The following is a 22,813-nucleotide window of genomic DNA, read 5'->3' as shown; positions in this document are numbered from 1 at the left end:
AAAAACGGAAATCAACAGGAGAGAGTAATGCGTCAGATGATTTCGGGACTGGTCGCGGCAGCAGCCGTGACGTTCGCCGCCACCGCGCCCGCCGCCGCCTGCGGCTTCACCACGTGCGCGCCGGTTGCGCCGGTCTATTCCGGCTGCAACACTGGCTGCGGCGGCTATGGGTATGGCTACGGCTACGGTTATGGCGCCTATGAGCGTCTCGTCGAGCCGACCACGCAGTATTACTACGTGAACCAGGGCCCGACCTATACCGGTCCGGGCGCGTTCGCGCCGTATCCGACCTACCGTGAGGACGCGGTCGTTGCGCCCGCCAATTACGGCTATGGCTATGGCTATCGTGCCGCTGCGGTCGCGCCGCCGGCCGCTTACCCCTATCGCCGCCCGTACTACCGTCCGTACCGCTATGGCTACGGCCCCCGCTACGGCTATCTGCCGCGCGTGCACTACGGCCACGGTCCGCGCTATGGCTACGCTCATCGCCACGCGCCGCATTACTATGGCGGTCACCGCGCGCTGCGCCGCTATCACTGATCTCTGATCGGCTAAAGCCCAACGAGGCGCCCGTCCGCGCGATGCGGGCGGGCGTTTTGTTGTGCTAGCGCTTCATCAGGCCGAGCCGGCTCGCGCCGACATAGAGCGCGAGCACGGCGGCGTTCGAGACGTTGAGGCTCTTGATCTCGCCGGGCATGTCGAGCCGCGCCACGACGCTGCAGGTCTCGCGGGTCAATTGCCTGAGGCCCTTGCCTTCGGCGCCGAGCACGAGTGCAAGCGGCTCGCGCAGCGCGACATCGCTGATATCCTCGCTGCCTTCGCTGTCGAGGCCGACGGTCTGGAAGCCGCGCTCGTTCAGCGCCGTCAGCGCGCGGGCGAGGTTCTGCACCGTGACCATCGGGACCAGTTCGAGCGCGCCGGAGGCGGCCTTGGCCAGCACGCCGGTCGCTTCCGGACTGTGCCGCGCCGTGGTCACGATCGCCTTCACCGCGAACGCCGCGGCCGAGCGCAGGATGGCGCCGACATTGTGGGGGTCGGTGATCTGGTCGAGCACCAGCACCATGCCTTCCTGCTCCAAGGTCTCGATATCGGGCGAGGGCAGGGGATCGGCCTCGGCCAAGAGGCCCTGGTGCACGGCGTCGGGCGACAGCAGCCGGTCGATCTCCTGGGGCCGCACGATCTCCGGCGCCACGCGGGTCTCGATGTTCTCGTCCGCAAGGCGCCTTGCGGCGTTCTCGGTCAGCGTCAGCTTGCGGATCCGGCGCCGAGGGTTGCCCAGCGCCATGGTGACGGTGTGCCAGCCATAGAGGATGACGGGGCCGTCGAGCTGCGAATCACGGTCGCGCCACGCCGAGCGGCCGGCCGATTTCCCGGGCCGATTGAAGGGCTTAGCCCCGCTGCGAGCCCCCTTGGGGCCGAACTTTCGATCCTTCATGGGCTCGCTTCTGTCATGGGTTCCGGAATATGGCAATTTCGGTGGCTGCGAGGGCGATTTTAGCTGTTTGCCTCGGTTGACTTTGCCCCACCGCATCGCCCATAAACGCGCCCGGTCGCGCCCCGATCCGGGTTGTCGCGGCCTTCACGTTCCATGGCCGACTTCGGTCGCCGGCAAGGTCCGGCCCGATTGTGCTGCCGTCGAGCGGGGGAGTGTCCCGAGTGGCAAAGGGAGCTGACTGTAAATCAGCCGCCTCATGGCTTCGCAGGTTCGAGTCCTGCCTCCCCCACCACGCTTCGCCCTTCGGGCTCCGCGTGGCGCAGCCACGTGAGGTCCGAAGGGCAAAGCGTGGTGTCCGGCGAAGCCCGTAGGGCGAAGACGGACTGAAGCCGCCTCAAGTCGCTACCCCATCATCTCCCGCACCATCGGCACCACCTTCCGCCCATAAAGCTCGATGCTCCGCATCAGCTTCTCGTGCGGCAAAGGTCCTGCCGAATACTTCAACTGAAACCGCGAAATGCCGAGCGCCTTCGCGGTCTTCGCGATCTTCCGCGCCACCGTTTCCGGCGAGCCGACATAGAGCGAACCATGCTCGGCCTCGCTCACGAACTCGTCGCGCCCCATCGGCGGCCAGCCGCGCTCCTTGCCGATGCGGTCGCGCATGGCCTTGTAGTCGGGCCAGAGCTCCTCGCGCGCCTGCACATCGGTCTCGGCGACGTAGCCCGGCGAATGCACGCCGATCGGCTTGGCCGGGCGGCCGAACTCCCTGAAGGCGCGGTGATAGAGATCGACGTAGGGCGCAAAGCGCGCAGGATCGCCGCCGATGATCGCGAGCATCAAGGGCAGGTCGTAATGCGCGGCGCGGACTACCGATTGCGGGCTGCCGCCGACGCCGACCCAGGTCTTCAGCGTGCCGTTCTCGACCGGCGGATAGACCAGCTGATCCCGCAGCGGCGGACGCAGCTTGCCTTCCCAGGTCACCGGCTGCTGCGACAAGAGCGCGGCGAACAAATCGAGCTTCTCCTCGAACAGCTCTTCATATTTGCGCAGGTCGAAGCCGAACAGCGGAAAGGATTCCGTGAACGAGCCGCGGCCGAGGATCACCTCGGCGCGTCCGTTCGAGAGCGCGTCGAGCGTGGCAAAGCGCTGGAACACGCGGATCGGATCGTCCGAGGACAGCACCGTCACGGCCGAGCCGAGATGAATGCGCCGGGTGCGCGATGCGATCGCCGCGAGCACCGTCTCGGGCGAGGAGATCGCAAAATCGGAGCGGTGATGCTCGCCGAGGCCGATGAAGTCCAGCCCCAGCTCGTCGGCCAGCACGGCTTCGTCCACGATGTTGCGGATCACCTGCGCATGCGTGATCAAGGCGCCGGACGCATTTCTCGTGACGTCGCCAAAGGTATCCAGTCCGAATTCAAGCGGTGCGGTCATCGATCAGGTCTCTGTGGGAGGATCGGCCAGATCTAAGGGACCGCGGCCCGGTCACAAGCGCACCTGCGGAAATGCTCGGTTTCCGTTTGCGAATTCTATCGCGCGATCCTCACCACCATCTTGCCGAGCGCAGCGCGCGCCTGCATCGTCTTGAACGCCTCGCGGAAATCCTCGAAGGCGAAAACCTGGCCGACCACGGGCTTCAGCTGGCCGTTGGCAAGCCAGCCCGTCAATTGCGACATCAGGCGCGTCTGCTCGTCGGGCTCGCGCGTTGGAATCTGCGCAAGGTCGACGCCGAGCAGGGCGCCGCCTTTCAGCAGCGGCAAGTTGAACGGCAGCGCGGGGATGGCGCCTGCGGCAAACCCGACCACGAGATGGCGGCCGCGCCAGGCGATGGAGCGAAAAGCCTGCACAGAGATCTCGCCGCCAACGGGGTCGAAGATCACGTCGGCGCCGTGTCCTCCGGTCAAGTCCTTCAGCGTGTCGCGCCAGCCGGCCTGCGTGTAGTCGATCACGGCGTCGGCGCCGTGTGCCTGCGCGAACGCGCGCTTGTCCGGCGTCGATGCCGCTGCGATCACGCGAGCGCCGAGCAGCTTGCCGATCTGGACGGCTGCGATTCCCGTACCGCCAGCCGCGCCAAGCACGAGAAGTTGTTCACCTGCGCAGAGCGAGGCGCGTGCACTGAGCGCATAGAGCGCGGTCAGATAATTGGCGCGAAACGAGGCGGCGACCTCGGCCGCAACGCCGTCCGGCAGGGAATGGAGCGCTGCGGGGCTGACGACGATCTCCTCAGCAAGCGCGCCCGACCGCGTCATTCCCATTACTCGCATGCCCGGCTGGTAGCCGTCGGGTGCGTCGGGTGCGTCGGTCACTACGCCCGCGAACTCTGTCCCGGGAATGAATGGCAGCGGATCTTTGGTCTGATAGCGCCCCTCGATCTTCAAGCCGTCGACAAAGCCGATTCCAGCGGCTTCGACGCGAATGCGCAACTGGCCGGGCTCCATGGATGGGGCCGGGACGTCCTTCAGCTCGATCTGATCGATGGGGGCGTATTGCTCGACTACGACGGCTTTCATGTCGAAGCTCCACTGTTCCAGTTATCCTGACACGTCCCGCGACCAGCCTCTTGCGTCTACCGCCACATCCCGCGCATCTTCGCCCCGATGTCGATCTTCGGCCCCTGCGCTGCGGTGCGCGCAGCACCTGCTGCAGCCTTCGGCCAGGCGGTGCGTTCGAACAGATGGACCAGCTGCTCCGGGATGAAGCGGGTGCGTGAGGCGTAGACGTGGCGATCGCCCTTGGCGGCCTGGCCATGGGTGAAGAAACGCTGGGGAACGACGAGGTGGAGATCGTCCTTGGCGCGGGTCATCGCGACGTAGAGCAGGCGGCGCTCCTCCTCGATCTCGGCGCTGGTGCCGGCGCCGAGATCGGACGGCATGCAGCCGTCGACGACGTTGAGCACGAACACCGATTTCCACTCCTGGCCCTTGGCGGAATGGATGGTGGAGAGGATCAGATAGTCCTCGTCGCGCAAGGGCGGACCTGATTTATCGCTGGTCGCATCCGGCGGATCGAGCGTCAGCTCGGTCAGGAACTTTTCGCGCGAGGCATAGCCACTCGCGATCTGCTCGAGCTGCATCAGATCGGCGCGGCGCGTCTCGGAATCCTCGTGGATGCGATCGAGATGCGGCTCGTACCAGAGCCGCACGCGCTCGAGATCGACCGGCCATTCCGAATAGCGCAGATTTTCGACCGTGCGGACGAAGTCGGTCCAGTCGTCGCCGGTGCGCGCCGGCACCGGGAGCCGGCCGAGCGCGGCTAGCGGATCGGTGCTCTCCGCGATCTGGTCGAGCACGCGCTGTGCGGTCGCGGGGCCGATGCCCGGCAACAGATGAAGGATGCGAAAACCGGCGACGCGGTCGCGCGGATTTTCGGCAAAGCGCAACAGGGCCAGCACGTCCTTGACATGTGCGGCGTCGAGAAATTTCAGCCCGCCGAACTTGACGAAGGGAATGTTGCGGCGCGTGAGCTCGATCTCCAGCGGACCCGAATGCGAGGAGGTGCGGAACAGCACCGCCTGGTGCTTGAGCAACGCGCCTTGCTCGCGGTTCGCCAGCACCGCCTCGACGATGTAGCGCGCCTGGTCGGCCTCGTCGTGCACGGTGACGAGCTGCGGCTTCTGCCCGGAGGCGCGCTCGGTCCAGAGATTTTTCGTGAAGCGTTCGCGGGCGAGGCCGATGACGCCGTTCGCCGCCGACAGCACCGCCTGCGTCGAGCGGTAGTTGCGGTCGAGCGTGATCATCTCCGCGCGCGGCGAGAAGCTTTGCGGAAACTCCAGGATGTTGCGCACGGTGGCGGCGCGGAACGAATAGATCGACTGCGCGTCGTCGCCGACCACGGTGAGGCCGCGCCCGTCGGGCTTGAGTGCCAGCAGGATCGAGGATTGCAGGCGGTTGGTGTCCTGGTATTCGTCGACCAGCACGTGATCGAAGCGACCGCCGATCTCTTCCGCGATCAGCGGATCGCTCATCATCTGCGACCAGTAGAGCAGCAGGTCGTCGTAATCGAGCACATGCTGGGCCTGCTTGGCCTCGACGTAAGCGGCGAACAGGCCCTTCAGCTCGGCGGCCCAGCCGCTGCACCAGGGATAGTGCACCCCCAACACCTTCTCGATCTCCATCTCGGCGTTGACGCAGCGGGAGTAGATCGAGAGGCAGGTGCCCTTGGCGGGAAAGCGGCTCGCGGTCTTCGACAGTCCGCGCTCGTGCCGCACCAGGTTCATCAGGTCGGCAGAGTCCTCGCGGTCATGGATGGTGAAGGCGGGATCGACGCCGATCCGCTCGGCATATTCGCGCAAGAGCCGCGCGCCGATGCCGTGGAAGGTGCCGGCCCAGGTGAGCGCATCGCGCATGATCGCGGCATTGTTCTCGCCGAGCACCTTTCGGGCGATGCGCTCGACCCGGCCGGCCATCTCCGCCGCCGCGCGGCGCGAAAACGTCATCAGCAGGATGCGGCGGGGGTCGCTGCCTGCGACGATCAGATGCGCGACGCGGTGGGCCAGCGTGTTGGTCTTACCGGAGCCCGCGCCGGCGATGACGAGCAGGGGAGCGCCCACGGTCGAGCCCTCGACCACGCCATGCTCGACGGCGCGGCGCTGCTCCGCATTGAGCGTGTCCAGATATGTCGCCACGAATCGCCCCGGTGAAAGGAGGAGAGTCGGCGATCCCGGCGCGAATCGCAATGCGGCTGGACGGAACCGGAATTAGGATTTAGGGGGAAGATGGCCCCCAGTTCCAGCGCACCCCATGCCCGACATGACCGAGCTCAAGCCCGACCAGTTCGAGATGCGACGGCTGGAATCGCTCAGCAACACCATTTTCGGTGTCGGCATGACGCTTCTCGCCTATGATCTGCCCAAGGCCGCCGTGTTCACCAGCGCGCCGGACTGGAACGATCTTGCCCGGGTCTATTCGGGCAAGCTGATAGGCTTTGCGCTCAGCTTCATCATCGCCGGCGTGTTCTGGATCAGCCATCACCGGCGGCTGGCGCGCCAGCCGGTCGGCAGCCGCGGCGACGTGATCCTCAACCTGTTCTTTCTGCTCTCGATCGTGCTGCTGCCGGTCACCAACGGGCTCTACACCAATTACGGCATGAGCAGCGCCGTCGCCGTGCTCTACGGCTTGCATTTGACCGCGATCGCGGGCCTCAACGCCTGGCTGTGGTGGAGGATCCTGGGCGGCTGGCGCCAGGAAATCATGGCCGCGCTGTTTCCGCTGCTGGTGTTCATCCCGGGCACGATCGTTGCGGCGTTCGCGCCGCACGTCGCGCCCTTCTTGTGGTTCATCGCCTTCGGCGGAATCGTGATCCAGCGCTTCTACAATCCGCGGACCGGGCCGGACGCCTAACGCGCGATGCGATCAGGATGAATCGCCGTCGCGCTTCAGGTTGGTGTTTCCGCGCAAACGCGTTCCGCGTTTGTCGCGAGGGAAAACCGCTGCGCACTTTCCCGGATCTTCAGCTCACCCCTCCGTCGCCCCGAACCCATCGGCCGGCACGTAAAGCTTGACCGGCCGGATTTCGTAGACCGCGGTCGGATTGACCGCACGCAGCTTCCGCGCCGCCGCGATTGCCTCATCCTCGGTGGCGCATTGCATCAGGTGGAAGCCCAGAAGCTGTTCCTTGGTCTCGGCAAACGGCCCGTCCAGCACCATTCCCGCGCCAGGGCCGCGCAAGGTGCGGGCCTTTCGGGTCTCATCCAGGCGGGCCGCCGGTCCAAACTGTCCGCTTGCCCGGAGGGGCGCCTGAACCTCGATGACTTTGGCCACGACTGCGGCGTCCTGCTCCGGCGTCCAGGACAAGATCTCGTCTTCCACGTGGTAGGCCAGGATCGCGTAGAGCATCGTCACCTCTTTCTTTGCACAGGTCCCAAGGACGTAGCACGGCAGCCCGTCCCGACAATCCCGAGACGAATATTGCGTGCCCGGCAAGGCGGCGAAACGGTTCTGAAACCCGATTGCGCCCCTGCCACGTGAACGCCGCCGGAACGGGTCGCGACTGATGGACCATAAACAAAAGGCTTTTGCTGGAGGCGGCAATGTCGGGACATACCATCAAGATCATCTGTGACGCGCGGCGGGCGGGACAGTCGGAGCCGGCCGATCTGCACGACCAGGCCGGTCATCACCGCTATTACGGCAGCTCGGCCGAGAACGGCGGCGAGCGGATCGTGGAAAGCCGGCGCGGCAAACGGCCGCGCGCGCTCAACATCTGCGGCTTCTGAAGCCTTTCGGCGAGCCGGTCGTTCATATGATCGTCCTGCAATTGTCGATCGCGGCGATGCCGTTCCTGCTCGCAATCATGAGCCGGACGGTCAAGGCGGTCCGTCCCGTGCCTTCTGACGAGCCTCCTCACGGTGCTGCTTGGCGGGAGCCGCACCGTGCGGTCGTGGCCAGGTGCCTCGGCATGCTGATCGCCGCCGTCGCGCCGCATGAGCGGCTTCGCGCCGGCCGACCGGCTTCCAGTTTGAAAGAAATCGCAAGGAAAAGGCGCGGCGGGGAGGCCCCGTCGCGCCCGATTTCTTGCTCGCTGGTCCAGGGCTGAGAGCGCCCCGATGCCAAGCCTTTAGTCAAAGCTCAGCGGGCGATCCCAGCGAGGTGACAGCGCTTGAGATAAGACACTGGATCACCTCCTTTCGTTGGTTTCGGGAAACATCAATATAGGCAAGCTTGCCGCCGCTGTTAAGGGCGGCGGGTCCGGAGGAACCGGGGCGGTCCGCGAAGCCCGTGAGGGCCGAGAAAGCGACCTCCTCGGCAGTTGAGACCGCCGCCCGGCCGTGTTAGGGGATCGGCCGACGCGGGTGTAGCTCAATGGTAGAGCAGCAGCCTTCCAAGCTGAATACGAGGGTTCGATTCCCTTCACCCGCTCCAACATCCGCAGCAGAATACACTTGTGGGACAGGGCGTTACGCGACCCGTGCGAACTAATCAAGGGTCGGTCGTGTGACGAAAAAGCGCGTTTGGGGCGCTCTTGGGGCGCAGCTCGTGTCATCAGCCTGCGAGGCTGAATGCGAGGATGAAATCAGTCGAAACTAGTATCAATGCTCGTTCTGGAGCTTGCTGCCGCGCGATGCTGTCTCGTCGTGATGCTTCAACGGATGCATGTTGAAGCTATTGGTCAAAGCCCATGTCGCCGCCTACACCATGAAGGATGAGACGTTCGTGGCGGCTCATGAAGATAAGCGCACCAAGCACTCCCCTGAGCAGATGGCGAAGTGGGCTGAGGAGAAGCAGGCGCAGATCAAAGCACGGGCAGACGCGGAGGCCGCGAACAAGGACGCTCGACAAGAAGATGTCAAATCGCGTTGGATAATCCGGCGCATCGGTAGACTTCACGCCTGAAGAGGTTTAGTCCATTCGCGGCCATATCATGGCTGGTGACCGCCACGGCGCTCAGGCCGAGGGGCGCAATGCTACGATCAACGCCATTCAGCGTCAGCTTGAGGCTGATGGCGTGAAAATTGGGCATGTCAGCGAGTCCGACGGCGGGAAGTCGAAAAGCCTTTACGTCAACGTCGACGGCAAGACGGTCCGCGTCTCCGATCACGAATTGCCGATGACGACTCAGTGCGAGCACAACCGAGGCCGTGGTCCTTCCGGAAGTGGGGATCGTGAGGTTGTCGTGCTGGACAAATGGCGAGGGCGGCCGTTCCACGCGCAATCTTGTTCCTGAAGGCCCGCGTCGGCCCGTAGCTGGGCGGCGGCAAGGTCCTTGGCGGCCTAGGGCTACGGCTCTTGGTGAGCAAGCCTTTGATTAAGTCTTCTCTGGTGAAGGAGCCGCCCGAGAACAAGATGCGCCGCATTCTCCAGTCGAACGTTGACGAGGCGAAGACGAAGGATGAGTTGGAGAGGGCGGAGCGGCAGTTGGCAAAATTTCAAGCTTGCCCAGAGCGCTAGATTTTTGCCCTTGCTTCCATCGGGGTAAGGATCGTGTCGGCGGGAACTTTGCAGGTCAGGACGAGTTTCCTGCGAAAGTTGTCATCGCTGGTGACGAAATGATCCGCCCCGTAATACTCGTGCCCCCAAAAGGCCTGGGCATCGCCAAGCATGTTCTTCCATTTTCTGCCCTGCGTAGATGATAGATTATCCACGTCTGCTCCATGAGCTGCGGCGTACTCAGACCAAGATGCCGAGTGTCGTGGGAAGAGCGCTTCAAAAATCTGCTTTTCTCTAGCGGCGGCTTCCTCCGACCCATAGATCGCGTGGTCCCAAAAACTGATGTCTTGTCGCCCTATGGGTTTTAGCAGGTCGACCGAACCGAACCCGAGCGAACGCATTCGTTCTTTAAAGTCAGCGATGTTGTTCAGGTAGACGCCACCCGGCTGCCGCTCGGAGGCACCAGAAGCGACCATCGAAAGGGCAATTTTCTTGGCGTCGGCGGCCTCGATAAGTGCCAATACATGCACCTTTGCAGGCTCGTCGTTCTCGATGGCGATCAGACAATTCATATCGAGCGTGAATGACTTCATGTGCCCGATCTCACAAAGGGCTAAGTCCGATCTTTAGGTTACGCGAAATTTCTCTTGTTTCCGACGTAGAGGGGTCTTTGTACCCAGATTTCCGGGGCGCTCCTGGGGCGCATAATTCCGGTAGCGGCGGTGTTTCGTGGTGATTTTCGGTGATGTAGAATCAACCGTTACCTTGCTAAAATCGTGAGAATTTAAGTGGTTTGGTGATTGTCGGTGATAGCCAATGATATGGGACGGACGTGACTTCCAAGCTGAATACGAGGGTTCGATTCCCTTCACCCGCTCCATCCCGATCCTGTTGCTCCGGGTCCAAAGGGCCGCGCGGCGGCGCTCGCGGAGAACATTCCAGGCGCGATTGGCGTGGTGATTTAGCGACCTCGATTGGCAAGCGCGATGATGGCGCGGCCGACCTGAATTAGCAGCGACGGCGCCAGGCTGCAGCCCATGATGACGGCCCACATCGCCGCCGTCGGGGGGGTGACGTGCAAGACCTCCGCCATCAGCGGCCAGTAGGGAGGAACCGCGAGCAGAGCGCCGCAGAGGCCGACGGCAGCCCAGATCCATGGATTGCGCGTGACTTCGTTGGCGACGACGCCGGAGCGGCTGCTGCGCATGTCGAAAACGTGCCAGAGTTGCGCGAATGCGATCGTCAGGAATGTGGTGGTGACCACTGCCTCGCCGGTCCAGCCGGCCGAAAGCGCCAGCCCAAGCGCCGCGAAAGTTCCGCCCGCCAGCGGAATGCTCTGCAGCACGATCGTTGTCCATTGCCGGCGACCGAGGATCGGCTCCTTCGGATGGCGCGGCGGCCGCTCGAGAATATCGCCTTCTCCCTCGCCCATTGCCAGTGCGAAAGCGGGGAATACGTCGGTCACGAGATTCAGGTACAGGATCTGCAACGGCAGGATCGGCAGGGGCAGTGCCGCCGCGATCGCGATCCCAACAACCATGACCTCGCTGATGTTGCAGGACAGAAGGTAAGCGGCGGCCCGACGGATATTGCCGAAAATGACTCTGCCTTCCCGAACCGCCTTGACGATCGTCGGAAAGGCGTCGTCGAGCAGGATCATCGCCGCCGCCTGGCGCGCGACGTCCGTTCCGCGCAGGCCCATGGCCACGCCGATGTCGGCCTGCTTCAACGCCGGTGCATCGTTCACGCCATCCCCCGTCATCGCGACGATTTCACCGGACGCCTGATACGCGCGTACGATCGCAAGTTTCTCCACCGGGCTGACGCGGGCGAAGATGCCAACGCGCTTCAGTTCCTGCGGATGCTTTGCGATGAGATGCTCGACATGGCGGCCTTCCGCTACATGGTCAGCCTCGAGCCCGATCGCACGGCCTATGCTGCGGGCCGTGACGGCATGATCGCCGGTCACCATGACGACGCGGATGCCGGCATGACGGCAATCGCGGATCGCCTGCGGAACGTCGGCGCGCGCAGGGTCTTCCAGGCCAACGAGGCCCACGAATACCAGCTCGCCATAGGGCTCAGCATCTGCGGATGTCGCCAGTTTGGTCGCGCAGGCGAGCACGCGCAGGCCGTGCTGTCCGAGCTCGGCAATCCGCCCGCTCCATAGACGGCGCGCGGCTTCGTCCAGTGTCGTCTCGCCGTTCTCGGTGAGCATGCCGGTGCACGCCGCGAGCACATGCTCCGGTGCCCCCTTCACGGCATAGAAATACGCGCCGCCGTGCTGGTGCACGGTCGCCATCATCTTGCTTTCGTTGTCGAAAGCGTGCTTGGCCGCGATCGGAAAGCCGTGCAGCAGTTCGCGGCGATTCAAACCTGCCGCCCGGCCAGCCTGCAGCAGCGCCACTTCCATGGGATCACCGCTATGGGCTACTCCCCCATGGCCAAGCGAGGCCTCGTTGCAAAGTACCATTGTATGCAGCAGCCGCTGGAGCAGCGCATCGCCGGCAAGCTCCTCCGCGCCGGCCTTTTCGACTTCGCCGGATTCGACCCACAACCGCCGCACGGCCATCCGGTTCTCGGTGAGCGTGCCGGTCTTGTCGGTCAGGATCACCGTGGTCGCGCCCAATGTCTCGACCGCGGAGAGCCGCTCCAGAAGTGCATTCTGGCGGGCCATGCGCCACATCCCGCGGGCGAGCGCGAGGGTGGCCACAATCGGCAGGCCCTCGGGAATGGCGGCCACCGCGAGCGCGATCGACGATTCCACAACCAGGAAAGCGTCTTCTCCCTTCGCCATTCCAACCGCCGCGATCACGACGGTCAGTAGCCCGACCGCCCAGACGAGCTGCCCGGACAACCGTGCGAGCCTGCGTTCAACCGGTGAGCTCTCGGGCTCCGCGCCTTCGACGAGGTGAGAGATCCGGCCGAGTTCGGTCCGGGAGCCCGTCGCGACGACGACGCCAAGACCACTGCCGCGCGTCACGGCCGTGCCCTTGAACAGCATCGATGTGCGTTCGGCGATCCGCGCATCTTCGGCGGCCGGCTCGGACGACTTGTCGACCGGCACCGACTCGCCTGTCAGGGTCGACTCGTCGGCCGCAAGCCGCGAGGCTTCCACGATGCGCAGGTCAGCCGAGATCGCGTCGCCGGCCTCGACGAGGAGCATGTCGCCGGGTACGAGGTCCTCCGCCGGGAGCACGCGCGTGTGACCGTCGCGTCGCACGCGAGCCGATGTCCGGCCAAGCGCGCGCAGGGCCTCGATCGATCGCGCCGCCCTGATTTCGGTCAGGAAGCCGATGAGGGTGTTGAGGACGAGAACGGCGACGATCGCCACGCCTTCCGCGAGTTCGCCGAACCAGAAGGCGAGCGCAGCGGCTGCCGCCAGCAGGTAGACCACCGGGGTCTGCAGCTGGTGAAGAAGTATGGTCAGGGCGCTGACCCGCTTCCTTGCAGCGATCGCGTTCGACCCGAAGCGGATGCGGCGCTCGGTCGCCTCGCGTTCCGCGAGGCCTTGCTCCGGCTCGACCTGAAGCGCGCGAAGGATTTCGCTCGCCGGCAACGAATGCGCGGTCGCCGTTGTCAGTCCAACTTCATGCATCAAATCGCTTGTCGGCATCAGAACCTGCGCCTCTTCCCGGCTATCTCTGAAACATCTGGTGAGCGACGTCAGGACCGACAGCGCCGGCCCATGCGGCCGCGATGACCAGCACGAGGCCGGGGATCAGCCGCAGCGCGAAGGAGCGCCCGCCGCTGACCCAGCCGACCACGATCTTGCTGAGCGTGTTTGTCGACAGCGCCGCCAGAATCGGAGTCACAGCGTCGGCGGAGTTGATCTTTCCCAAGGCGGCGAGGGTGGCTGTGGCGACGGCTGGCGAATGCGTGTCGGCGAGCCCGGCTACGGCCGCGCTGACCAGCAGGCCGGTTTCCCCGAACGCGTCCCGCAGGCCGGCAGAGAGCACGAGGACGCCGGAGAGCGTCAAGGCCAGCAACAAGGCCGTCGGCAGGCTGAAAGCACGTCCGAGCTGGAGCTCGGCGGCGCTCGTCTCTCGCATGCCCTTGACCGTGAAGATCGCGCCATAGAGACCTGCCGCGGCACCGGCACAGAGGAGCGGAATCATCAGACTCTGCAACGTAGCGAGATTTGTCGCTGCGAGCACCGCGACGAGCTGAACGATCGTTGCGACGGTCGAAAGCGTTGCGCCGGCCGTGGCGGCGCCAAGCAGCTCCGGTGCCTTGCGAGCCCGCGCCCCCATCGCTCCGATCGTGGCCGTGCTGGAGACAAAGCCCGAGGCGAAGCCTGAGACAGCAAGACCGCCTCTTGCGCCGAGCAGGCGTATTGCAACATGCCCGGCGGCGCCGATGGCCATCACCAGAATGACGATGATCCAGATCGCGCGTGGATTGAGCGCGCCATAGGGGCCGACCGGCCGATCCGGAAGCAAGGGTAGGACAACGAGCGTGGCGGCGGCAAAGATCAGGCCGTCCTTGACCTCGCCTTCGCTGAGCACCTTCCGGACGAAGTCGTGCAATGCCGCACGGCCTGCAAGCAGAATGGCCAGAATGACGGCAACGCCCGCGGCCAAAAGGGGACGCTGGGTGGCCAGTCCGCCAAGCAGAACCGTCAGGATGAGTGCGGTCTCCGAAGTCAAGCCGGGATCGTCGCTCCTGGACCGGAGATAGGCGATCGCGGTCATGGCCATGATCCCGGCAGTCACGAGCGCCAGCAGGCCCTTGCCGCCGATCATGACGCTGACGGCACCGGCGAGTGATGCCGCGGCAAAGGTACGCAGCCCGGCAGGCGAGCGCCCCGGTCCCTCGCCCTTGCGGCGTTCTCGCTCGAGACCGATCAGGAGCCCGATGCCGAGTGCAACGATGATGGCGATGACGTCGGGGCTTAGGCTCGGCTTCAGAAAATCCATCATGTGTACTGCACGGCGTCACGTTCTTGTGCTTGTGGCGGTGCTTCGATCGCGACTGCTGCCCAACCCCGCCGGATTCGTATCAACGTCATGGTCACCGCCGGCAGCAATAGATCAAGTGCCACGCCCGCTGGCTCGAGAAAAGGGAGGCCGAGGACGACAGCAATGAACGGCAGCATCGCATGCATCCGCCGCGAGCGTGCCGGAGATGCGACAGCAGATCCCGGCACGGTATCCACTTTGAGTTATCTCCTGCAAGGACCAGCGGCTTGGAACTATCGACGAGGCCGCCGCCAGGCCGCTTGATTTCGGTCAATCTGACGGCCGCAGAGATGTCGCAAGCTCGCGAGGTCGTTGAACGTGGCTGAGAATGTTGCCGCCGCACGGGATTTCGTTCGGGCGCATTGGATAGAACCCGAGATGTCGCGGTCCGTGAGTGGCAGGGATTCTCGTTTTCGCCCCGCATACGCCAGTTGCGCCCCAGCCTTGCAATGATCCCTGTGAAGGAGCGCTTGCGAATTGGTGTTTCTTCATCTCTGCGGTTGATCCTGCTCAAACAACGGTGCTGGTTTCGGGAGAGAGTAACGTTCCGTCAGCTGTGGGACCAAACCATGTCGTTTGAGCGGGTCTTGCGATGGACCCTGGTTGCGATTGCAATCACAGGATTGGCCGCGGGTATTCTTGCGCGAGCCGTCGGCCGCCTCGATCTGGCCGATCTCGCATGGGCGCTCGGCACTGCGCCCGTGATCGGCGGACTGGCGGTCTCGATCGTCAGGGACCTGCTGGGCGGCCGTCTGGGCGTGGACGCGATTGCGCTGCTGTCGATGAGCGCGGCGCTGGCGCTGGGCCAGCCGCTTGCCGGCGCCGTCGTTGCGCTGATGTATTCCGGCGGCAATGTGCTGGAGGACATCGCGATCGCGCGGGCGGAGCGCGACCTGCGATCCCTGGTCGATCGGGCACCGCGGCAGGCTCATCGCAAAAGCAACGAGCGGATCGAGGAAGTGCCGATCGAGGAAGTCGCAGTCGGCGAACAGCTCCTGGTGCGGGCAGGCGAGATTGTGCCTGTCGACGGTATCGTCGGCTCGGTCTCGGCCACGATCGACGAGTCTGCGGTAACAGGCGAACCCATTCCGGTCGAGAAGACACGCGGCAGCGCAGTGCTTTCGGGCTCACTCAATGCGGGTGAGACCTTCGAGTTGACCGTGACCGCGCCGGCTGGCGAGAGCACCTACGCCGGCATCGTGCGCATGGTGACGGCGGCCCAGACGGCGAAGGCTCCCTTCGTGCGAATGGCCGACCGCTATGCGCTGATCTTTCTGCCGGTGACGCTCGTCATGGCCTTCGTGGCGTGGCGCATCTCCGGCGATCTGACCCGTAGCCTTGCTGTGTTGGTGGCGGCGACGCCTTGTCCGCTGATCCTGGCCGCACCGGTCGCCTTCATCGCCGGCGTGGCGCAAGCCGCCCGCCGCGGCATCTTGGTCAAGGGCGGAGCGGCGCTGGAGGCGCTGGCGCGCGCGCACACCGTCCTGCTCGACAAGACCGGCACCCTGACCGTGGGAGGGGCGCGGTTGCTCTCCGTCGAGGTCGCGCCGGGGCAGGACGCGGACGAGGTCCTGACGCTTGGGGCATCGCTCGAGCAAGCCTCGCATCATGTGCTCGCGAAGGCGGTCGTTGCTGCCGCCGTCGATCGCGGTCTCAAACTGAGGCCGCCGGAACATGTCAAGGAGACCATGGGGTCGGGCCTGAGCGGCCTGATCGATGGACGCCAGGTCACCGCCGGCTCGCGAGAGATGCTTCTCTCACATGCCGAGCTATCGCCGTGGGAACTGCGCGCCATCCGGCGCGCCTCGTGGCGTTCGGCGTTGATCGTATTCATTGCTGTTGATGGGCGTTCAATCGGCGCACTGCTGCTGGCCGACGAGCTGCGGCCCGATACGCCACGCGCGATCCGGCTGCTGCGCGATGCCGGCATTGTGCGGATGGTGATGGTCACCGGCGATCGCGCCGCAGCGGCGCAGGCAATCGGTGCGGCGCTCGACCTTGATGCCGTGCTGGCCGACCGCGTTCCTTCGGATAAGGTCGAGGCGGTGCGTACCGAACAGCGCCAGCATCCGACCATCATGGTCGGCGACGGCATCAATGACGCCCCGGCGCTGGCCGTGGCCGACATCGGGGTCGCGCTCGGCGCTCGCGGCGCGAGCGCCTCGTCCGAGGCCGCGGACGTGGTGATTCTGGCGGACCGGCTCGATCGGGTTGGCGAAGCGATCGTGATTGCACAGCGGGCGCGGCGTATCGCCGTGCAGAGCATTGTCGTCGGCATGGGGCTGTCACTGGTGGCAATGGTCGCCGCCACTCTTGGCTGGCTCGATCCCGTGCCCGCGGCGATCGTCCAGGAGGTGATCGATGTTGCGGTCATTTTGAATGCGCTGCGGGCGCTCACTCCGGCCCTGGTCAGGGGCGGCCCGCGCATCACGACGGAGCAAGGCTTGTCCTTGCATCACGATCATCAGGCCCTCTTCAAGGATCTCGACCGCCTGCGCGAGATCGTCGACGCGCTGGACGACGTGACGCCCGAATCCGCCGCGGCGTTGATCGGGGAAGCCCACCGCCTGGTTCAGAATAGCGTCGTGATGCACGAGCGCGAGGATGAGGACAGCGTCTATCCAAAGCTTGCGGAGGTTCTGCGCGACCGCCATGGCCTGTCTGCCATGAGCCGCGCGCATCGCGAGATCCTGCACCTCGCCCGGCTGCTCGCTCGGATCGTCGAGGACATTCCGTCTGAGAAGATCGACCGCTATCTGGTCCGGGACGCTCAGCGGGTCATCGAGGCGATTGAAACGTTGGTGCGCATGCACACGGCTCAGGAGGAGGATATCTACGAAGCCGTGGCGGCATAGGCGACAGCTCGATATGCGGGCGGGCTAAGGTTGATCTGGAGGGATTCCTTGCTCCTCCTGTCGCTCGAATATGGAAGTGTACCGGCGAAGCCGGTCTTTGCCGGTCTTTCCGTCCTTGGCGTAGAGCGCATTGTAGACAATGCCCATGACGATGCTGTAGCTGAGCAGCATCATCAGAGAGAACAATGCCGGCGAGATGCCGAGCCCTGCATCGAGTGCAAAGAAGCCGAGGCCGATGATCGGGAAGAATACCAGTCCCATGATGATCCATCCGAATACTCCGAATACCGCACCCTTCGTCACCCCAGTCTTGCCGGGTAACCGCTGATAAGAGTATCCGAAAACAAGCCCGACCAATGTGGAACCGTTCAGGAATGATAGCGCCCACGGCACAATGGGATCGACGGCGCTCCCCACCAAATGACTGAGCGTTGCCTGGAGATTGTCGTAGGGCTGAAACGATGGAAGCAGCCCTTCGCGAGATTTGAGATACATCAGCAGCGAATGGGCGATACTGCCGGCAATACCTGCGGCAATCGACTTCCAGATCCGATCGATTGTTAGTCGAGACATCGGCAGCGCATCCGGAGACCCAGTAGCTGGCCGGAAACTTGGCTCCCTGTTTGCTCCGGCCCTTGCCGCGCCCGGTAGTCTCGGGCGCTTATTGACGTTCGGCAGACAGCTTGTCGCGATTGGCCTCCATGCAAGTTCGGGTCTGGCGCGAACCGTGTCCCTTGTTGGCGCAATAGATCTGGATGTCTTGCGTGCATAGCGCGGCGACAGGACCGGTCTGACCAAATGCTGAAGTCGCAACTGTAACTGCGACGAGCAGCATTCTCATCGCGGTACCCCAGTTCAGCGAAACACCTGTCGAAGCCTGCCCGCAGTTCGATCCATTTGTCTTGACGTGGATCAACGCTGGAGGGGTTGCCAGGCAGGAGAAGCTGGCCTCCCACAAGTGCCTTGTGGCTTCTGATGTGTGCAGCATTGAGTCAGCTCAATGCGACACGGCTCGATCGGCTCCATTGTGCCCTGCGATCGGTCACGCCGATGTCGGCATGAGACAGGGCCCACATGCAAAATCTAAAGCGGGCATTTTGGGGTAGTCTGGCGGTTCTCGTCCTGCTCTGGCTGGTTGCGGAACCCCGTCCATTCGGGACCGGTCCCTTTTTCCCGCTTCGCGAGAGGATGGTGCAGTTAAGCGGCGTCCTGGCAATCGGTTGCATGAGCATGGCGATGATCCTCGCACTGCGACCGCGCTGGCCGGAGGCGTGGCTCGGCGGCCTCGACAAAATGTACCGCTTGCACAAATGGCTCGGCATCACGGCCCTTGTGACGGCCATTGTTCATTGGCTATGGGCCAATGGCCCGAAATGGGCAGTCGGCTGGGGTCTATTGGCGCGACCGGAGCGTGGCGCGAGGCCCATCATCGAGAATCCCATTGAAGCCTTCTTTGCCAGCCTGCGCGGGTTGGCGGAGGGGCTCGGCGAGTGGGCATTCTATGGGACTGTGGTGCTGATCGTTCTGGCACTCGTTCAGTGGTTTCCCTACCGGCTGTTCTACAAGACGCATCGGCTTATCGCCCTCGCGTACCTCGTGTTGGTCTTTCATGCCGTCACTCTGATGAAGTTCAGCTACTGGATGTCCCCGCTCGGCTGGATCATGGGCGGGCTGCTTGCCTGCGGCACATGGGCGGCCGTTCTTGCGCTCCTGCGACGCGTGGGCGCTGGGCGGCAGGTCAATGGCAGGATCACCTCTCTGAAATACTATCCCGGCGTCAGAGCAATCGAGACCGAAATCGAGGTGCCGCACGGCTGGCCGGGACACAGACCGGGCCAATTTGCCTTCGCCACGTCGGACACCTCGGAGGGCGCCCATCCCTACACGATCGCGTCCGCTTGGAGGGCTGAAAACCCCAGGATCACCTTCATCACCAAGGAACTGGGCGACCACACCAGCCGGCTGCGGGAGAAGCTCCGCGTCGGGCAGGAAGTAAAGGTGGAAGGGCCCTACGGTTGCTTCACTTTCGACGACGATTGCGCGCACCAGATCTGGATCGGCGGAGGCATTGGCATCACGCCTTTCGTCGCCCGCATGAAGGAACTGGCCATGCAGACGGGGACTCCCGCTTGCACCATTGCGCCGACGGTTCACCTCTTTCACACCACGGCTGATGTCGACGAGGAGGCGCTGGGAAAGCTTGCAGCGGATGCGCACTCGGCTGATGTACGCCTGCACGTTCTTGTCGACGCCCGTGATGGACGACTGAGTGGCGAGCGCATTCGCGAAGCGGCGCCGGAATGGCGCACGGCGAGCATCTGGTTCTGTGGCCCGACCGCCTTCGGTGAAGCGCTCAGGCGAGACTTTGCCACGCACGGCTTTCCTGTCGGCGACAGGTTCCATCAGGAAATCTTCGCGATGCGATAGCGCAGAGGTCGAACCTGGCGCGCACTTCGCTGGCGGAATGCCAGAATGCTGTGCCCTGCGGCGAGCTGGAGGAAGGCGACGCCAGCATAGTCATCTTCCGCTTGCCCCAACAAGATGACCGAAATCCAGTCGGGATGCTGGCCGCTGTTGAGCCGGAGGCAAGCATCCAGCGTCGGCGCTGCTATTGTTTTGGAATCGCATCAAGAGAGTGTCTCCGTCCCTTGCTGGGGCAGAGACGGCAGGCGGATCGCAAGACGAGCGCCATCTCAAAAGCACCCGGTCCTATTGCTTCAGCCGGGCAATCTCAAATACAAAGGCGGCCTGGAAGATTGGTCCGCTCATCGTTCGAACCTCGATCGCCATGTGCTGGCGCTCATCGAGTGGGGGAAGGTCCTTGGCCAAATCGCCTAACGCTCTTGCAGCTTCGATCTCGGCCGCCTTCTGATCGGCGAGATCAAGGCCCTCTTCGTCGGGGTAGAGATCCTGGCCGTCTCTAATGTCGAAGTAGTACCGGGTCATCACGGCGCTCCCTCTGCAGGCGGGAGCGCGCGTGGTCTCTCAGCCACCGACGCCCATGGTTGGCTGATGTCGGTGATACCTGAAAATATGGGGCAAGAGGTCCGATGTTCCAAGCTAATTCTTCTTCGGTCCCGGCTCGTGTGGAGGTGGGGGAACTCATGGTCGAACGATGAGTTGACTTGGATTGGCTTGCGAGCGGCCGCGCCCGAAGATGCCATGAGCGCAAGCACTGTGGTGGCCAGCCACGACGATCGATCAAGCTGCTTGCAAGCGCTATTCGCCTCAGACAATCAGGCAATGTGACCGGCAGGCGCCGCGTTCACTCAATCGAAGGACAACGAAATGAGGACGAATGACAATCGCACGGCTCGTGCCAAGCGCGAGGCCGACAAGCTGTTCAAACAGGTCGACACGACGAAGACGAAGCAGCCGAATGACTATGAAATGGCGCAACAGTCGTTTCAAGACAACCGCGAGCGCTTGAAGGCGGAGCGCTTGGCTCGGGAGGCCAAGTCGCCTGGTCGACGCAAATAGGGACGTGTTCGGCAGTCCTGCTGTTTCGACGTCAGGGATGGAGAGCGCTCATCAGTGGGCGAGGAGCAAATCCTCAGCGGAAATGCCGACAGTTGAAACGCGCGATGCGCGCACGATCAATGAGGCTGCCGACCCCAATCGGTCCGCCTATCGGGCGAGGCTGGAGAGCGGGAGGATGATCACAGCGGTCAGGCCGTCATCGAGCCAGGAATACCGTATTGTCCCGTTATGACGGTGGACTGTCGTCTCGATCAAAGTGGATCCGAACCCCCTCGTTTCGGGTTGGCTGACCCGCGGCCCGCCGGATTCATTCCATGTCACCTCCAGACGATCGTCATGGATTGACCATCCTACACTGACCTGTCCTTCGTCGCGGCTCAGCGCACCGTACTTGGCGGCATTGGTGGCGAGCTCATGAAAAACGAGGGCCATGCTGTTGCTCGCATGATCGCCCAGCGCAACGTCGGGCCCCTCTGTCGAGACGCGCTCATACGGCTTGAGGATGGTCTCCATCAGCTGCTGAAGCCCGACCCGCAATATGGTGTCGTGCGCAAAGGGCCGCCTGACAAGCTGATTGGCGTTCGCAAGTGCAAGGAGTCGCCCCGACATCTTGGCCACCAACTCCTCCTTGGTGGTCGCGGTGCGCGCGGTCAGTCGCAGCATGCCGTCCGTGATGGCGAGAAGATTCTTGATGCGATGGGACATTTCACGCGTGAGTTGCTCTTGCTCCTGCAAAGCTGCCTGAACGACTTCCTCGGCCTGTATCATTCGGATCGCCACGCTCGAGAAGGCGGCAAGCTCGGTCAGGACACGTACATGTTCCAGGGAGAAGAAGCCCGGCTCCGAACCGACGACCCAGAGCGTTCCTGCGCCGCCATCCTCGGCAGGCCGTCGCAAGTGCAGGGGGACGAGCAGGACCTCTGGGATGGTGATGCCTGCGCTCCTGATCCAGCCGTAGACCGTCTCCGGATGCTTCATCAGGACTGGAGCATTTTGCTGCAGCGTCACCCCGCAAGGGCTGTAATCAAGCGGGGTTCGTGTTCCTTCAAACGCCGCGAGAGCCCCATGAAGTCCAAACCACCTGAACTCGCGAACCTCGTGCTCCAGGAGGGAAATACCCGCCGATTCCGCTCCGCAGGCCTCCATCGCAAGCCGCACCAGGCGAGGCAGCACCGCTTTCGGATTATCGGCCATGTCATCGGCCAAGTCCCGAAACGCAAGCTTCTCGCGCAGATAGTCGGGCGGCTCCGAGGCCCTTCTTGCGAGTTCATCCGTGATGATGATGTCTGCGAGGTCGTGGGGGGCTGGCGCCATTTCTTGTGGTCTCTGGAACCTAGCTCGAACGGGGGACTTGGAAAGAATTGGTCTCATCTCAGGAGCGGGCAGTTGAAGATCTTGATCGTCGAAGACGAGCCCCTCATTCTCATGGATGTTGAAGTTCAACTCCTGGAAGCAGGGTACGAGGTGGCCGTGGCAGAGAACGCCGATGTTGCCGTCCGGATGCTGGCGCAGAGCATGTTCGACCTGCTGTTAACCGATATCGACATGCCCGGTTCCATGGATGGACTGCAGCTGGCGAGCGCGGTGAGAGATCGATGGCCGCCCGTCAGATTAGTCCTGATGTCGGGCAAGAGGCATCCTCACGTAACCGAAATGCCCTCGCAAGCGCGATTTCTCAGCAAGCCACTGCAACCAACTGAACTGATGAAGGCCGTGGCGATCTGGTAGCGAGGCAAAGCGCACGAGGACAACGATGCTGCCTCGCTTCTGGCCGTCCGGGCCCTCATCCCAAGGACGCTTGCCGCGCGCATCGCGATCCCATGCTCACTCCTTCGGGCGGCCTGTCGCTTCATCCGCGTTTTCTTTTGTGCGGATGACCTTGATCTGATTCCGGGAGAGTTCCTCTTTGTTGCTTTAAGGCGCCGCCGGCCAACAGGCCGAAAGCGAAACGGTAATGAGCTCTCGTCACTTCCGATAGCATGGATCCGGGGCGCCGTCCGTTAATTCTGCAGGGGTTGATCGCCAGCGTACGTCGGGAAGTCGCGTGCGTTCAGCCCACGCGCGACCGCGATACTCCGGGTGCTGAACCGGCTGGAGCCGCTGCCGTGCGCAAACGCGACCAGACCACGGGCATTTTCCGGCAGCGTCAGCACTCCTGCCAGCCCCAGCGTCGGCATGAGAACGTCGAGCGATTGATCGCGTTTCATGCACCGCCCC

Annotated in this window: 24 protein-coding genes and 2 tRNA genes; 12 read left to right on the top strand and 14 right to left on the bottom strand. The window is 63.7% G+C overall.

Features of this window, described 5'->3' with window-relative positions; all coding sequences use genetic code 11:
* Positions 1-27: 27 nt before the first annotated feature.
* Entirely contained in the window at positions 28-540 is a 513-nt protein-coding gene (locus tag FJV43_RS03160; RefSeq protein ID WP_239624550.1) for a hypothetical protein, read from the top strand.
* Positions 541-604: 64 nt separating this feature from the next.
* Here the strand turns inward: FJV43_RS03160 and rlmB are convergent, their stop codons facing one another.
* Entirely contained in the window at positions 605-1,435 is an 831-nt protein-coding gene (gene rlmB, locus FJV43_RS03155) for a 23S rRNA (guanosine(2251)-2'-O)-methyltransferase RlmB (protein WP_239624549.1), read from the bottom strand.
* Between the two features lie 206 nt (positions 1,436-1,641).
* On the opposite strand from rlmB, the gene FJV43_RS03150 reads away from it, so the two are divergent.
* Positions 1,642-1,727 (top strand) — tRNA-Tyr (locus FJV43_RS03150).
* A gap of 110 nt (positions 1,728-1,837) precedes the next feature.
* On the opposite strand, the gene FJV43_RS03145 is transcribed toward FJV43_RS03150, so the two are convergent.
* The 3 genes from FJV43_RS03145 to FJV43_RS03135 form a co-directional block, all read right to left on the bottom strand.
* On the bottom strand, positions 1,838-2,869 hold the full coding sequence (locus FJV43_RS03145) for an LLM class flavin-dependent oxidoreductase (protein WP_239624547.1): 1,032 nt from the start codon (positions 2,867-2,869) through the stop codon (positions 1,838-1,840).
* 95 nt (positions 2,870-2,964) lie between these two features.
* Positions 2,965-3,945, bottom strand: coding sequence for an NADPH:quinone oxidoreductase family protein (locus FJV43_RS03140; RefSeq protein WP_239624545.1), 981 nt, complete (start codon positions 3,943-3,945; stop codon positions 2,965-2,967).
* A gap of 56 nt (positions 3,946-4,001) precedes the next feature.
* Entirely contained in the window at positions 4,002-6,059 is a 2,058-nt protein-coding gene (locus tag FJV43_RS03135; protein ID WP_239624543.1) for an ATP-dependent helicase, read from the bottom strand.
* Between the two features lie 124 nt (positions 6,060-6,183).
* Here FJV43_RS03135 and FJV43_RS03130 point away from each other — a divergent pair, with 124 nt between their 5' ends.
* Positions 6,184-6,774, top strand: a complete 591-nt coding sequence (locus FJV43_RS03130) for a TMEM175 family protein (protein ID WP_239629826.1) — start codon at positions 6,184-6,186, stop codon at positions 6,772-6,774.
* Positions 6,775-6,888: 114 nt separating this feature from the next.
* On the opposite strand, the gene FJV43_RS03125 is transcribed toward FJV43_RS03130, so the two are convergent.
* Positions 6,889-7,269 carry a YciI family protein gene (locus FJV43_RS03125; RefSeq protein WP_061880604.1) on the bottom strand — a complete coding sequence of 127 codons (381 nt, stop codon included), beginning with the start codon at positions 7,267-7,269 and terminating at the stop codon, positions 6,889-6,891.
* 194 nt (positions 7,270-7,463) lie between these two features.
* Here FJV43_RS03125 and FJV43_RS03120 point away from each other — a divergent pair, with 194 nt between their 5' ends.
* The 5 genes from FJV43_RS03120 (at position 7,464) to FJV43_RS03100 (ending at position 9,097) form a co-directional block, all read left to right on the top strand.
* Positions 7,464-7,649, top strand: coding sequence for a hypothetical protein (locus tag FJV43_RS03120; RefSeq protein WP_091889314.1), 186 nt, complete (start codon positions 7,464-7,466; stop codon positions 7,647-7,649).
* Between the two features lie 26 nt (positions 7,650-7,675).
* Entirely contained in the window at positions 7,676-7,969 is a 294-nt protein-coding gene (locus tag FJV43_RS03115; RefSeq protein ID WP_345946149.1) for a hypothetical protein, read from the top strand.
* Between the two features lie 252 nt (positions 7,970-8,221).
* Positions 8,222-8,295 (top strand) — tRNA-Gly (locus FJV43_RS03110).
* 231 nt (positions 8,296-8,526) lie between these two features.
* Positions 8,527-8,766 (top strand): hypothetical protein, encoded by a 240-nt coding sequence (locus FJV43_RS03105; RefSeq protein WP_239624541.1) that lies wholly within the window; start codon positions 8,527-8,529, stop codon positions 8,764-8,766.
* A 28-nt stretch (positions 8,767-8,794) separates the two neighbouring features.
* Positions 8,795-9,097 (top strand): hypothetical protein, encoded by a 303-nt coding sequence (locus FJV43_RS03100; RefSeq protein ID WP_239624539.1) that lies wholly within the window; start codon positions 8,795-8,797, stop codon positions 9,095-9,097.
* A gap of 220 nt (positions 9,098-9,317) precedes the next feature.
* Here FJV43_RS03100 and FJV43_RS03095 read toward each other — a convergent pair whose 3' ends face one another.
* The 4 genes from FJV43_RS03095 to FJV43_RS03080 form a co-directional block, all read right to left on the bottom strand.
* Positions 9,318-9,893 carry a hypothetical protein gene (locus tag FJV43_RS03095; protein WP_239624537.1) on the bottom strand — a complete coding sequence of 192 codons (576 nt, stop codon included), beginning with the start codon at positions 9,891-9,893 and terminating at the stop codon, positions 9,318-9,320.
* Between the two features lie 368 nt (positions 9,894-10,261).
* Positions 10,262-12,898 (bottom strand): cation-transporting P-type ATPase, encoded by a 2,637-nt coding sequence (locus FJV43_RS03090; RefSeq protein ID WP_239629825.1) that lies wholly within the window; start codon positions 12,896-12,898, stop codon positions 10,262-10,264.
* Between the two features lie 40 nt (positions 12,899-12,938).
* Complete coding sequence (locus FJV43_RS03085) at positions 12,939-14,222, bottom strand: DUF4010 domain-containing protein (RefSeq protein ID WP_239624535.1); 1,284 nt, start codon at positions 14,220-14,222, stop codon at positions 12,939-12,941.
* Positions 14,219-14,398: a hypothetical protein gene (locus tag FJV43_RS03080; protein WP_239624533.1), complete on the bottom strand. Its 180-nt coding sequence runs from the start codon at positions 14,396-14,398 to the stop codon at positions 14,219-14,221. The genes FJV43_RS03085 and FJV43_RS03080 overlap by 4 nt, the downstream gene beginning before the upstream one ends.
* Positions 14,399-14,830: 432 nt before the next feature.
* Here FJV43_RS03080 and FJV43_RS03075 point away from each other — a divergent pair, with 432 nt between their 5' ends.
* Positions 14,831-17,116: a heavy metal translocating P-type ATPase gene (locus tag FJV43_RS03075; protein ID WP_239629823.1), complete on the top strand. Its 2,286-nt coding sequence runs from the start codon at positions 14,831-14,833 to the stop codon at positions 17,114-17,116.
* A gap of 24 nt (positions 17,117-17,140) precedes the next feature.
* On the opposite strand, the gene FJV43_RS03070 is transcribed toward FJV43_RS03075, so the two are convergent.
* Both FJV43_RS03070 and FJV43_RS03065 read right to left on the bottom strand, forming a co-directional pair.
* Entirely contained in the window at positions 17,141-17,689 is a 549-nt protein-coding gene (locus tag FJV43_RS03070) for a DUF6789 family protein (protein ID WP_239624531.1), read from the bottom strand.
* Between the two features lie 88 nt (positions 17,690-17,777).
* The gene (locus FJV43_RS03065; RefSeq protein WP_239624529.1) at positions 17,778-18,104 is read right to left on the bottom strand and encodes a hypothetical protein; all 327 of its coding nucleotides are present in this window, start codon (positions 18,102-18,104) and stop codon (positions 17,778-17,780) included.
* 86 nt (positions 18,105-18,190) lie between these two features.
* Here FJV43_RS03065 and FJV43_RS03060 point away from each other — a divergent pair, with 86 nt between their 5' ends.
* Entirely contained in the window at positions 18,191-19,543 is a 1,353-nt protein-coding gene (locus FJV43_RS03060) for a ferric reductase-like transmembrane domain-containing protein (RefSeq protein ID WP_239624527.1), read from the top strand.
* A gap of 282 nt (positions 19,544-19,825) precedes the next feature.
* On the opposite strand, the gene FJV43_RS03055 is transcribed toward FJV43_RS03060, so the two are convergent.
* A complete protein-coding gene (locus FJV43_RS03055; RefSeq protein ID WP_028182355.1) occupies positions 19,826-20,062 on the bottom strand; it encodes a hypothetical protein in 237 nt (78 codons plus the stop codon).
* 342 nt (positions 20,063-20,404) lie between these two features.
* Here FJV43_RS03055 and FJV43_RS03050 point away from each other — a divergent pair, with 342 nt between their 5' ends.
* Positions 20,405-20,596 carry a hypothetical protein gene (locus FJV43_RS03050; protein WP_239624525.1) on the top strand — a complete coding sequence of 64 codons (192 nt, stop codon included), beginning with the start codon at positions 20,405-20,407 and terminating at the stop codon, positions 20,594-20,596.
* Between the two features lie 147 nt (positions 20,597-20,743).
* On the opposite strand, the gene FJV43_RS03045 is transcribed toward FJV43_RS03050, so the two are convergent.
* Positions 20,744-21,910, bottom strand: a complete 1,167-nt coding sequence (locus tag FJV43_RS03045) for an HWE histidine kinase domain-containing protein (RefSeq protein WP_239624524.1) — start codon at positions 21,908-21,910, stop codon at positions 20,744-20,746.
* Positions 21,911-21,982: 72 nt separating this feature from the next.
* On the opposite strand from FJV43_RS03045, the gene FJV43_RS03040 reads away from it, so the two are divergent.
* A complete protein-coding gene (locus tag FJV43_RS03040; RefSeq protein ID WP_239624522.1) occupies positions 21,983-22,324 on the top strand; it encodes a response regulator in 342 nt (113 codons plus the stop codon).
* 272 nt (positions 22,325-22,596) lie between these two features.
* Here the strand turns inward: FJV43_RS03040 and FJV43_RS03035 are convergent, their stop codons facing one another.
* Positions 22,597-22,803, bottom strand: coding sequence for a hypothetical protein (locus FJV43_RS03035; RefSeq protein ID WP_239624520.1), 207 nt, complete (start codon positions 22,801-22,803; stop codon positions 22,597-22,599).
* Positions 22,804-22,813 lie beyond the last annotated feature (10 nt).

The sequence above is a fragment of the Bradyrhizobium sp. I71 genome (genome assembly GCF_022354745.1).
GTDB classification, from domain to species: domain Bacteria; phylum Pseudomonadota; class Alphaproteobacteria; order Rhizobiales; family Xanthobacteraceae; genus Bradyrhizobium; species Bradyrhizobium liaoningense.
This window is presented reverse-complemented; position numbering and strand designations above follow the sequence as displayed.